At 45.1% G+C, this 11,744-nt stretch carries 8 protein-coding genes and 1 pseudogene; 6 read left to right on the forward strand and 3 right to left on the reverse strand.

Annotated elements, in window-relative coordinates:
- Positions 1 to 160: 160 nt before the first annotated feature.
- Positions 161 to 751, reverse strand: a complete 591-nt coding sequence (locus tag FCL48_RS16600) for a manganese efflux pump MntP family protein (RefSeq protein WP_136873668.1) — start codon at positions 749 to 751, stop codon at positions 161 to 163.
- 491 nt (positions 752 to 1,242) lie between these two features.
- On the opposite strand from FCL48_RS16600, the gene nhaD reads away from it, so the two are divergent.
- The 4 genes from nhaD (at position 1,243) to pyrB (ending at position 6,977) form a co-directional block, all read left to right on the forward strand.
- Positions 1,243 to 2,697 (forward strand): sodium:proton antiporter NhaD, encoded by a 1,455-nt coding sequence (nhaD, locus tag FCL48_RS16605; RefSeq protein WP_136873670.1) that lies wholly within the window; start codon positions 1,243 to 1,245, stop codon positions 2,695 to 2,697.
- Positions 2,698 to 2,916: 219 nt separating this feature from the next.
- Entirely contained in the window at positions 2,917 to 4,800 is a 1,884-nt protein-coding gene (locus FCL48_RS16610) for a bifunctional acetyl-CoA hydrolase/transferase family protein/GNAT family N-acetyltransferase (protein ID WP_136873672.1), read from the forward strand.
- Between the two features lie 596 nt (positions 4,801 to 5,396).
- Complete coding sequence (locus tag FCL48_RS16615; protein ID WP_205747738.1) at positions 5,397 to 5,888, forward strand: PKD domain-containing protein; 492 nt, start codon at positions 5,397 to 5,399, stop codon at positions 5,886 to 5,888.
- Positions 5,889 to 6,038: 150 nt separating this feature from the next.
- Complete coding sequence (gene pyrB, locus FCL48_RS16620; RefSeq protein ID WP_136873676.1) at positions 6,039 to 6,977, forward strand: aspartate carbamoyltransferase; 939 nt, start codon at positions 6,039 to 6,041, stop codon at positions 6,975 to 6,977.
- Positions 6,978 to 7,065: 88 nt separating this feature from the next.
- Here the strand turns inward: pyrB and FCL48_RS16625 are convergent.
- Positions 7,066 to 7,377, reverse strand: a pseudogene (locus tag FCL48_RS16625) (solute carrier family 23 protein); the annotation flags it as partial.
- A gap of 691 nt (positions 7,378 to 8,068) precedes the next feature.
- Here FCL48_RS16625 and argF point away from each other — a divergent pair.
- Positions 8,069 to 8,986, forward strand: a complete 918-nt coding sequence (argF, locus tag FCL48_RS16630) for an ornithine carbamoyltransferase (RefSeq protein WP_136873678.1) — start codon at positions 8,069 to 8,071, stop codon at positions 8,984 to 8,986.
- Between the two features lie 85 nt (positions 8,987 to 9,071).
- Here argF and FCL48_RS16635 read toward each other — a convergent pair whose 3' ends face one another.
- Positions 9,072 to 10,268, reverse strand: coding sequence for a hypothetical protein (locus FCL48_RS16635; RefSeq protein WP_136873680.1), 1,197 nt, complete (start codon positions 10,266 to 10,268; stop codon positions 9,072 to 9,074).
- A 282-nt stretch (positions 10,269 to 10,550) separates the two neighbouring features.
- Here FCL48_RS16635 and FCL48_RS16640 point away from each other — a divergent pair, with 282 nt between their 5' ends.
- On the forward strand, positions 10,551 to 11,414 hold the full coding sequence (locus FCL48_RS16640; RefSeq protein ID WP_136873682.1) for a substrate-binding domain-containing protein: 864 nt from the start codon (positions 10,551 to 10,553) through the stop codon (positions 11,412 to 11,414).
- The last annotated feature ends 330 nt before the right edge of the window (positions 11,415 to 11,744 follow it).

Below are 11,744 nucleotides of genomic sequence, written 5' to 3' on the forward strand. Positions count from 1 at the left end.
ATGGATTAAATTTCTGTGGTATGCTGTGTAAACTATACTTGAGTGTACCCTCTGCAACCTTCTACCATCAAGGAAAAACCGTAAATATTTATAATAATCTTTCCTCAGATAAGAGGACCAGAGGCCCCGATATCTTGCCGCAAGATCTTTTGAGGTACATTTAGATAAGAGTGTCGAATACATGGCTTTCTCTGAGGATATTTAAACCAATGAGCCAGAGTACAAGGCCGCCAACAATCTCAGCCCAGGTAGAAAGCCAGGCGACCTTGGAGATATTTTTGCCCAGGTGCAGGCCCAAGATCGTGAAAGCGCCAGCAACTATTCCGATTATCATGGCCGGATAGGCAATCGATACCTGCAGCATTGACATGGAAAGACCAACGGCAAGGGCATCAATGCTGGTTGCAACGGAAAGCATAACCATTGTCATACCTTTTGTTGAATCTTTCGTTTGCCTGCATGCGTCCTCGCCGTCGTTTGCCTGGAGAGCTTCCCGCAGCATATTGGAGCCAACCAGAGCGAGCATAATAAAGGCAACCCAATGGGCATAGGTTGTCACATATTCCTCAATTGAACTGCCTATTGTCCAGCCGATGATCGGCATCAGGCCCTGGAAAAGGCCAAAATGCCAGGAGAGTCGAAAGGTCTGTCTTGCGCTGACTTGTTTGAGGCAGACACCGGTGGCAATAGCCACGGCGAAAGCGTCCATCGAGAGTGCCACTGCTATTCCGAGGATTGTAAATATATGCATGGGTCTTTTCTCTGTTGGGGTCGTTCTCTCTTGAGATTCCTTCAGGAATCCCTGTTTAACAGAATCGTTCTTTGTCCTGCAACTACAATTCTCTGAATCGGAAAAAACCGCTCTCTAAGAGAATTTGATAAAGAATCATGATAATCTATAGTTCGTAAATATCGAACTGAATAAATTGTATTATCTATTTGTTCTATTTTTTCAGGTGTTTTACAATCGGCCTTGTTACAGGCTCATTGAAAAAATGAGTAAAAATGGCTAGTTATAGTTTTTCCAGAACGATCATCAAGCCTACAGAAAAGACCCAAAATAGCAGAATACCCAATATGGTCAGGTCTTCTTGAAAGGAGACTGATCCAGTCTTGAGCCGTTTTTATCTTAATCCCATAAAAGGTTTTCTCACAATTTATGGTGGCGTTATCCAACTGGTAGTACTCCAGAAACAGAAAAATTCGCAGTTGATTCCTCAATAAAATATCAGGAGTTTTGTAATGAGTACGGTATTAAATAGATCTTCCTTTTCCACAGCATCTCTGGCCTTTCTTGCTGCTTTGGCTTTCCCGGCTTTTAACGGAGTCGCTTTTGCGGCAACCTCGGGAGGGGCAGAGGAGACTTTGAATCTTACCCGGCACTGGGGAGGGTATGTTGCCCTCTTCATCTTTTTTCTGGCCTATGTTTTTGTCATGCTCGAGGAAATGACGCATATGCGAAAATCCAAGCCTGTCATGCTGGCCGCCGGTATTATCTGGGGTGTGATCGGTTTGATATACGCAATGAATGGTATTGATCATGTTGCAGAGGTTGCAATACGCCACAACATTCTCGAGTATGCAGAACTGTTTCTTTTCCTTCTGGTAGCCATGACCTTCATCAATGCCATGGATGAACGGCAGGTTTTTGAAGTTCTCCGGGTAAAACTGGTCAATGCGGGTTATTCGTTTAAAAAACTGTTCTGGATTACGGGTTTGCTGGCATTTTTCATTTCGCCGGTCGCAGATAATCTTACCACTGCCCTGTTGATGTGCGCCGTGGTGATGGCTATTGGCAAAGAAGATACAAAATTTGTTGGCTTAGCCTGCATCAACATCGTTGTTGCCGCAAATGCCGGAGGCGCATTTAGCCCCTTTGGAGACATTACCACCCTGATGGTCTGGCAGAAAGGGATTGTCCAGTTCCAGGAATTTTTTGCGCTATTTATTCCCTCTGTTGTTAACTGGCTCGTGCCTGCGGCCATAATGAGTTTTGCCGTACCGGACAAGCATCCTGAATCAGGTTCTGATGATGTGCAGCTCAAGCGAGGAGCCCTCGTGATTATAGGTCTGTTTCTCTGGACCATCGCCACAGCGGTAAGTTTTCATAATTTCCTCAAACTGCCACCGGTGGTCGGTATGATGGCGGGCTTGTCCCTTTTGAAAATATTCGGTTTTTACCTGAATAAAACCCATATCAAAAACCGGTTAACCTATGATCCCAAAAAAGCAGAAGAACGGATCGGCCAGATTGTGCCATTTGATGTTTTTGCAAAAGTCGCACGGGCTGAATGGGATACACTGCTTTTTTTCTATGGAATTATTCTCTGTGTCGGTGGTTTAGGTTTTATGGGGTATCTCGGGCTGATATCCAATATGATGTACCTTGATCTCGGGCCGACAACGGCCAATATCATAGTAGGTTTTCTTTCCGCAATTGTTGATAATATTCCTGTTATGTTTGCTGTTCTGACCATGATGCCGGAGATGTCCCAGGGGCAGTGGCTGCTTGTCACCCTGACGGCAGGGGTTGGCGGAAGTATGCTTTCCATTGGCTCTGCGGCTGGTGTTGCACTTATGGGCCAGGCGAGAGGCAAATATACCTTCTTCGGCCATCTCAAATGGTCTCCGGTTATAGTCTTGGGTTACGCAGCAAGCATTTACACCCATTTCCTGTTAAACGGCTCCTTGATGTAGCAGAAGATTGGTATGGATTCAGGAGAACTGGCAAAAGAGAACAAGCGATTCACAGCTCAAGGTTTTTGGTATTTTTGTAAAAAAGGAATTGGAGCTGAAGATTTTCTCAGAGCGCTCTGTAACCTTGCGAAATATTCGAAAAACCAATACTATAAATGAAGAGTAGCAAATAAGCTGAATACAAACAGTGCAGTTTCATCTCGAACAGGGAGTATAACTATGCGCGAGTCAGGGTATTGGGCCGATAACTACCAGAGAAACAGGTTGTCCGTAGAGGATGCGATTGGCAAAATTAATTCCGGGCAACGGATTTTTATAGGCTCTTCCTGTGGCGAACCCCAGTACCTGGTGAAAGGTCTGGCCGATGCCAGCAGGATGTTTACTGATCTTGAAATAGTTCGTATGTTCAGCGGGGAGTCAACATCCCTTTCACGAATTGCAGAAAAATCCAAATCCCAGAACCTCAACATTCGTTCGTTCTATCTCGGTTCTGCCAACACGAAAAGCTTTAAGGGGGATTTGCGTTTCATTACCCCAATAAATCTCTCTGATGTCCATAAACTGATCAAGTCGAGATTACTGCCAATCCAGGTGGCACTCATCCAGGTGAGTCCACCCGATGATTTTGGCTGGATGAGTCTTGGTATTTCCGTGGATGTTACCGCTTCAGCTGCTGAAGCGGCTGATCTTGTCATTGCTCAGGTCAATCAAAAGATGCCAAGGGTATTGGGGAGGAGTTCCATCCATGTCAATGATATAGATTTTTTCGTAGAGCATGACGAGACCCTCATTGAGATCGGCACCTATCCCGATGTGGAATCCGCCGGAATGATCGCCCGATATGTATCAAGGCTTGTGGATGATGGTTCGACCATGCAGATGTCTCTGGGGGCCACATCTGCTGCTAATATCCAGGCACTCTTGGAAAAAAATGACCTTGGTATCCATACCCAGTATGTCACCAATACCATAATGAAACTTATGGCCATGGGTGTGGTAACCAACAAAGTAAAAGGCTTTAACGACGGGAAAATTATCTGTAGTAATGCCATCGGCAATCAGGATCTTTACGACCTCCTCGACTATAATTCCGCCGTTGAATTCCACCCTTCCCATTATGTGAATGATCCGCGGCAGATTGCCAGGAATAATAAAATGGTGGCGATGAATCTTGGCCGGGAGATTGACCTGACCGGCCAGGTAACTGCGGATGCTCTCCCCTTTAATAACTTTGCCGGCGTCACCGGAATCCAGGATTTTTTCCGGGGTGCTTCGATGTCAAATGAAGGGAAATCCATTCTGATGTTGACCTCGACCAGAGAAGGCGGCAAACAGAGCAGGATTGTTCCGATTTTGAAAAACGCAGCTGTTGTGGTTCCCCGCAGTGAGGTGCAGTATGTTGTCACCGAATTTGGTTCTGTCAATCTGTTTGGAAGATCCATCCAGGAAAGGGCGACGGCACTCATCTCAATTTCCCATCCGGATTTCAGAGACTGGCTTTTTGATGAAGCCAAACAACTCGGACTTCTGGGACCTGAGCGAACACTTCGGGAAGAAATTCGATCGATCTATCCTCTTGGCCTTGAAGAGAGCAGAATCATTGAAGGAAAGAAAATAACCTTGAGGCCGGTTAAACTGACAGACGAACGTGCCATTCAGGAACATTATTACGGTCTTGATAAAATCGATGTGGTTTCGAGGTTTTTCCATGAAAAGACCAGTTTTGTCAGCAAACAGATCGAACGAACCTTTATCATCGATTACCATAATGATCTTACCCTGGTGGTTGTGGAAGGGCCGCAGGGTTTTGAGAAGATCCTGGCCGTGGGGGAATACTATCTCAACCCTGAAACGAAACTGGCGGAGATTGCTTTTTCTGTAAATAAGGAGTGGCAGGGTAAGGGACTTTCTTCCATTATAATTAAAAAGCTTGCAGAGGCGGCCAAAAACGTCGGAATTAAGGGGCTTACGGCCTACACTTCAAAAGAAAATAAACGGATGGTACGGCTGTTTAATACCCTCGATTATGAAGTGAAAAACAAGTTTGAAAAAGACATGATCTATCTGGAGGCCCGTTTTGATAAGAAGCCTCCAGTTTCCTAGATAAACGGGTTTCCCTGACCCTATTAGCGGGCTGCCAGAAAGAATCTTTTCTGAGACCTCAAGGGTGATGTCACCGGTTTTAGAAAGTGCCGTCGCCCCCCACCCATATTTTTCAAGGGGATTGAAGCTCCTATCAATACCAGCCTCGTCTATCACATGCTCGTTAAGGCGGGTTTTCATGCCAAAAATCTGAAAAACCTCTTCGGTGTTATACACAGCAGCATTGATTCTGCTCTCTTGATCATTCTCTAATACCCCAGACCCTTTCTCCGTATTGAAGCAGTTTGTCTCTTTCTTCTTTTTCCCTGCGGCTTTTAAAAAGTGCAAAAATAGCTCGCTCATTATTGCATGGGTGCAATATTTGCTGAGTCCATTTATCAACAAGAGGCGTAAGGTTATGTAATGATATGAGTACTCCGATGAGATTTACTCTGGCATGTCATTTGCTATTTCGAACGCGAGTATGACAATTGCGCGTTGGTAAAAGTGTTCGCGTAAAATATGTAGAGTAACTGTTCATTATATGAAAACAGATCCGATGATAAGGCTGATGTGTGTCAAAATCACTGGGATCTACAATGGGAGGTATTATAAAAATGCAAAATGGAAAAAAACGAATAATGGGTCGATCTATAAAACTGACAATGGCTGTAATCGTTGTTTTTGGGATATCAGGATTTCTATGCTTAGAGCGAATCTCTATTGCTTCTGAATCAAGCCCCAAGTCGCTGCTGGCATCTTTTGCAGGAGATACAGCAGTTGGGAAGAATGATTTTTCCCAGGTAGACGTTGTGAAAATCGGTATGGGTATGGATGCAGGTTCGGGAGAGATGGGGCAGGAAATTGCTGCTCAGTACCAAGGAAAGGCACCGTTTCGGGTCACTTTCGACTCAAAGCAGCTTGTGGGACCCATGGAAAGCTATAGCTGGAATTTTGGAGACGGTGAAACCGCCCAAGGTCCCGTAACTTCACATACCTTTTTTTCCGAGGGAACCTACTTTGTGACCCTTGTTGTAAAAGAGAAAACCGGGGAAGTTCAGGAAAAGCAACTTAAGGTTCTGGTTGGAACACCAGGCGATAAATCTTAATGACTGTATTTTTCAGGAAGACGAGTTTTATTCTTGTTGTGTTTGACAGTATGTAATAGTTTGTAGCACGTTTAAATTTTAACGGATTCATGGAAATTTTGAGTTCTTGTTCGGACTATACATACAGAAAAAAACGTGAGGAGAATACTTATGCTGACCCTTCCTTTGAACCATGTGATCGAGTCGCAGCAGTTCGATCGAAATTTGCTGGAAATAGTTTTTCAGGTTGCAGATCAGATGAAGGCGGATCTTTTAGGAGAACGAAAGTATGCCAAAGCTCTGGACGGCAAAATCATGGCATCACTGTTTTACGAGTCGTCTACCCGTACCCGCTTTTCATTTGAAAGTGCGATGTTGCGACTTGGTGGCTCAGTCATTACGACGGAGAATGCCCGGGAGTTTTCAAGTGCGTCTAAAGGTGAGAGTCTTGCTGATTCAACCCGGATCATGAATGGCTACGCAGATGTGATTGTGATGCGACACAATGAGGCCGGAAGTGCCGTGAAGGCGGCTGCAGTGTCCCGCATTCCAATAATTAATGCCGGTGACGGGGCGGGGCAGCATCCGACCCAGGCCCTGCTTGACATGTACACCATCGTCGACACTTTTCCAAAATTCAGTGGACTTAAGGTGGCTATGGTGGGGGATCTTCGTTACGGTCGAACCGTTCGCTCTCTTTCATATCTGCTGACGAAATATGAAGGCGTTGAGATTGTGTTTGTCTCACCTTCTGTCTGCAGGATGGAGGCGGATATCAAGGAGTATCTTGATAAGAACAACATCAACTGGCATGAAGAGACTGATCTTAAAAAAGTAGCCAAAGAGGTCGATTGCGTTTACATGACCAGGATTCAGAAAGAGCGTTTTCATTCTGTAGATGATTACAAGGCTGCGGCCAGCAAATACATTCTTACTCCAGAGATTGTGCAAACGATGAAGCAGGACGCAATCATCATGCATCCCCTGCCAAGAGTAGATGAGATTCCTGCCGAGGTGGACACCGATCCAAGGGCCAGATATTTTGAACAGGCCCAGAATGGTCTGTATGTTCGTATGGCCCTTCTCTTTTTACTGCTGCAAAACAATTGAAAAAACAACACAACACTTCTATGCCTCTCGATTTTCAGGAAAGAAGTGTTGTGTTTAGCTATTGGAACGACTGGTCTCCCCCTGCGGTTTATCTTTTCTCTGAATGCGCTGAAAGACCGCCGGAAACTTCTTCGGTCTGGTCCTTTGTGATGTCTTCTGGCAGCAATAAATTGAGGAAAACAGCAAGAAATGCAGCGGGCAGTAAGCCCGAAGACAAGAGAATCTTTGCCGTTGCCGGCAGATGTTGAAGGGCACCTGGCTCGAGTTGCAAGCCGAGGCCAATTGAGATCGAAATGGCAAAAATCACCATGTTACGACGATTCCAGTCAACATCAGAAAGCGTAGAAATTCCCGCCGCAACAACCATTCCAAACATAACAATGACTCCCCCACCAAGCACTTACTCTTTTATGTTATTTAACGGGTAAAGACAATCTGGAAGTATCTCCGGGCACTTTACCACTATGGTGATTCTGTAAAGCCGACAGTTAAATGAAAGTTCCCTTTTTCCGCAACACTATTTCTCCAGCGCCCGGGGTAAAAGGCTCCAGGAGTAAGGAACAAAATCAGAAGAATTACCGCAAACAAGGCTTATGTTTATTGACAGGGACTAACATTCATCAACATTTACTGCACACCTGACGTTTGCCGGAAAGAATCCAGGACGCAGGCTGATGTGACAACAGAAAAAATGAAAAGGAGGTGTGTTGTATTCTTAAAAAATTCATAGACAATGGCATTTTTCTTGACTTACTAACGTGTTTCTTTACATTGAATCGCAGGTGGTGGTGTAAAAAAAACTCGTGATTCTAATCATTGCGACGGGTTGCGCGAGCGTGAGTATATACTTTTGCCGTCGAAAAGAGTATTGCTTCAATATGAGGTGAGCAGCAGAAGGGTTATTGAACAATTACCACCGTAGTTGACCTTGAACGAAATACTGCAATTTTCAGGGTAACCGTTATTTTATAGCGGTCCAATTGTTAATCTAAGCAATACCGGAAAGATAGAAGATAGGCATTGAATTGTGCAGAATACAATACCTTCTCCAGGTAAAAGTTCCGGACGAGCATATGTAAGGAGACAGAACGTTGAAACGCGATTTTTTGCACATTACTGATTTTACAGCCGACGAAATCCACGAAACATTTTCCATCGCAAAAGAAGTGAAGGCGCGCTTCAAACGACGTGAAAAATATAAACCCTTTAAAGACCATTCATTGGCAATGGTCTTTACCAAGGAATCCGCCAGAACACGGATCTCTTTTGAGACGGGCTTTTCCCGCATGGGAGGACATGCAATTTATCTGGGGCCGTCGGATATTGCCATCGGCAAACGGGAGGCAGTAAAGGACATCGCCCGGGTGATTGCCCGTTATAATGATGTGATTATGGCGCGGTTGTTTGATCACGCACATTTGCTGACGATGGCCGAATATTCTTCGGTACCGGTAATCAACGGGCTCACGGACTATAACCATCCTTGCCAGATCATGGCCGATATGCTGACTATTCTTGAACACCGTGGTAATTTTGATGATCTCAAGGTTGTCTATGTTGGAGATGGAAACAATATCGTCCATTCATGGCTAAAAATGGCAGAACGTATCCCTCTTCATTTTGTCTGTGCCTGTCCAGGCGACTACACGCCCGACGCGAAAACCTTTAATGACGCAAAAGCCGCCGGAATTTCTGAGGTTGAGATCAGCCATGACCCTAAAACGGCAGTTAAGGGTGCGGATATTGTCTATACAGATGTGTGGGCATCCATGGGGCAAAAGGCTGAGGCAGAGGAGCGTAAAAAAAGATTTGAGGGTTTTCAGGTCAACGATGAGTTAATGGCGGCGACAGGGAAGAAAAGTTTTTTTATGCACTGTCTCCCCGCAGAACGGGGTGTTGAGACCACCGATTCAGTACTCGAATCAGAGGCCTCAATCATTTTCGATGAAGCGGAAAATCGGATGCATGTGCAAAATGCCATTATGCTGAAGGTCTGCGGTAAGGTGTAGCAATCGTAACGGAATTATTCCACTGTATGTTTTATTGACTTGTTAAGGCTGCAGTGGATGATTTGTGATTTTGTAATCTGCGGGCCTACCTTTCAGGTTGTTGGGGCGGCACAAAACGCCCGTGTGGCCAAGAAGGTGTGGCAATGGGTACGCCAAGATTGAAGTAAACCATACGGTTGCGTAACTCGATCAGGTTGTTCACCAGCGGTTCCTCGACTTGTGCGTAAGCTGCTTCATCAGCTATTCTTTTTACCACGATTCCAAGTAGTTCTGTTATGGCGTTACCTACAGAGTTCTGGCTGATGGTGACGATGAGACGCCCTTCGTCGTCACGGTACAGCAACTGTTTGTAGGCGGGCTTCCAGCGTATTTCGTTGGCAAAAGTTGGATCTTCCAGAACCTGAAGTCGAAGCATGCGGGCGGCCCGGTGGAACTGGTCGCTGAAGAGCAGGATATCTTCAATGCGATCGGGGAAGGCCGCATCTGCTGGAATTCTATTGTCTTCAGACGCCACCAATGCAAAGAGCGCCTTGTAAAAGTCCAAAAATCCTCTCAGTATCATATCGTACTCGTGCCAGAATTTGCCGCGATTAAGAGACGCTAATCCTCCGGTAACTTCCCAGCTGGGTAAACCCTGGGGGTAACCGGTAATGGCAAGCTTTGACTTTGCCGGGGAGATTGGCTTGAGTATTTCAAGATCGAGGACTTCCAGAAAACTCAGATAAACATCGCTCAGATAATTAAGAAACAGACCATTGTGGCCGCTGTCTGTGAGATTCGGGTTGTCTTCTGAAGCAAGAGGAGAAGCGGCTAAGTGAGATTTTTCATAGGCTATGAAGTGATTATGGATCATCCGAATACTTGGGACACCGGGTTTATTCAGAGGCCAGGTCGCATCAAGGCTTGCCTCTCCGCAAAAGATCAGGTGCTTTTCAGGATCGGGATATTTTTCCATCATATAGTCAAAGACGACCTTGGTCATACGGCTGAAGACGATATTTTCTTCCCTGGAAAGATGGTCCCGTCTCACCGGCCGGCCCATAGGATCGAGCACTTTTTGAGAGGTATCGAATATAATAGAGGTGTCAAAGAGATTGGAATGGCCAATGGCCTTGCGATAGAGAAGGAAACCCTCCGGGCTGCGTAACAGGCCATTCTCTCTTGCCAGATGTCTCAGGTTACATGGACTGTTAAAAAATTCTGTGGGAGCAATACCTTGTGGAATTTCCGTTGGAATTTTGCGGTGAGGTGTGGTTACTTCCCTGGGAGCACTTATCGTCATAAGATCCTCTGTTCTTTGAGTTGTGCATCTAAAAAGTATCTCTTTTCATCATTGCGCCAGCTCTCGTTGTAATCTCACTGAAATGTTAAACAGGTCGTGATTGTTAACGAATTATTGAAGTATACAAGCTAACCAGAAGCTTCGGGAACTGTCAATGAAGAGTACTGCTCAGGGTTTTTCTTTAAAGCACCAAGAAAAAGAGTTGCAATCCTTACAGGTGCAGTCTTAATTATTGTTTCTTGCACAAGAGTTAACATTACAATTTTACAGGAGGAATGATAGATGAACAGAGTCACCTTGAGGCATCTGCTGCTTGCGAGTTTATTTGTTTTCTTTTTTGTTTCAGATGGTTTTTCTAAAAGTGAATGCAAAGCTGTCTATGGACAGTCTGCCAGGTTGTTTACCCTTGCAACGGGAAGTCCCGGTGAGCTTGGTCTGCTGGAAAAGCTGGCAGACGAATTTAACCGGGAGCATGGAACGTCCATGTGCTGGCAAAAGGCCGGCTCGGGGAAATCTCTGGCTCTTCTGAAAAACAAGGAAGTAGATCTTGTTATGGTCCATGCTCCTGCTGCCGAAAAAAAAGCAGTAGAAGATGGTTGGGCAATAAAGCGTACTCTCATAGGTTCAAATGAATTTTATATTGTTGGGCCGGCAGATGATCCTGCGGGGATTCGCGGAGCGGGTTCTGCGGCGGAGGCCTATAAAATGATTGCCGCAAAACAACTCCCCTTTCTTTCACGGGGAGATAACTCCGGTACTCATAAAAAAGAACTTAATATCTGGAAGACCGCCGGAGTTACGCCGGAGGGAGACTGGTACGTGGTCACTAAAGATTTCATGATGGCAACGTTGAAAAAAGCAAATGATATTGGCGGTTATTTTATGACGGATTCATCTACATGGGTAGTGGGTCAAAAGGACTTTGCAGATTTAAAGATACTCTTTAAAGGTGACCCGGTTCTCATCAATACCTATCATGGTCTCTGCCAACCCGAAGGTGCCACGGTGGGACAGGAGGCGGCTTCAAAGTTCATAGACTTTCTCTCATCTGAGGCTGGCCAGAGTATTATAAGGACCTATGGTGAGGCCGACCATGGTGCACCGATGTACAACGACGCTGACTATGCAAGGCAGTATGAGCATTAATAAAGATTACCGCGATGATATCCTGCAGTGTTCTGCCCAAGCGAAATAATATCCAGGAAAGGAACAATATTGTTCCTTTCCGCTTCTGTTGTTTTATAGATTTCTCATTGTATCGCCTTGCACCAGGCCTGCTGTTGTGAAGGGGATTTCGTTCTCCTGCTTTTATAAAAATGTTAAAAAGCACTCACTTTCCTTTTGAAAATGATTAAAGTAAGATCTCACAGAACAATGTAGCCTTGCGAGATGTTATCTCGTTTTTTTTGGTTTGTTTGCAAATCAAGAGATAAAGATGGCACTTTACACATAATTTTAATGAGATTTGAGGAGTAG

Source organism: Desulforhopalus sp. IMCC35007, assembly GCF_005116575.1.
GTDB lineage: Bacteria > Desulfobacterota > Desulfobulbia > Desulfobulbales > Desulfocapsaceae > Desulforhopalus_A.

Coding starts and splice junctions, on each gene's coding strand:
- FCL48_RS16600 (WP_136873668.1), bottom strand. CDS start 751: ATGCATATATTTACAATCCTCGGAATAGCAGTGGCACTCTCGATGGAC.
- nhaD (WP_136873670.1), top strand. CDS start 1,243: ATGAGTACGGTATTAAATAGATCTTCCTTTTCCACAGCATCTCTGGCC.
- FCL48_RS16610 (WP_136873672.1), top strand. CDS start 2,917: ATGCGCGAGTCAGGGTATTGGGCCGATAACTACCAGAGAAACAGGTTG.
- FCL48_RS16615 (WP_205747738.1), top strand. CDS start 5,397: ATGCAAAATGGAAAAAAACGAATAATGGGTCGATCTATAAAACTGACA.
- pyrB (WP_136873676.1), top strand. CDS start 6,039: ATGCTGACCCTTCCTTTGAACCATGTGATCGAGTCGCAGCAGTTCGAT.
- FCL48_RS16635 (WP_136873680.1), bottom strand. CDS start 10,268: ATGACGATAAGTGCTCCCAGGGAAGTAACCACACCTCACCGCAAAATT.
- FCL48_RS16640 (WP_136873682.1), top strand. CDS start 10,551: ATGAACAGAGTCACCTTGAGGCATCTGCTGCTTGCGAGTTTATTTGTT.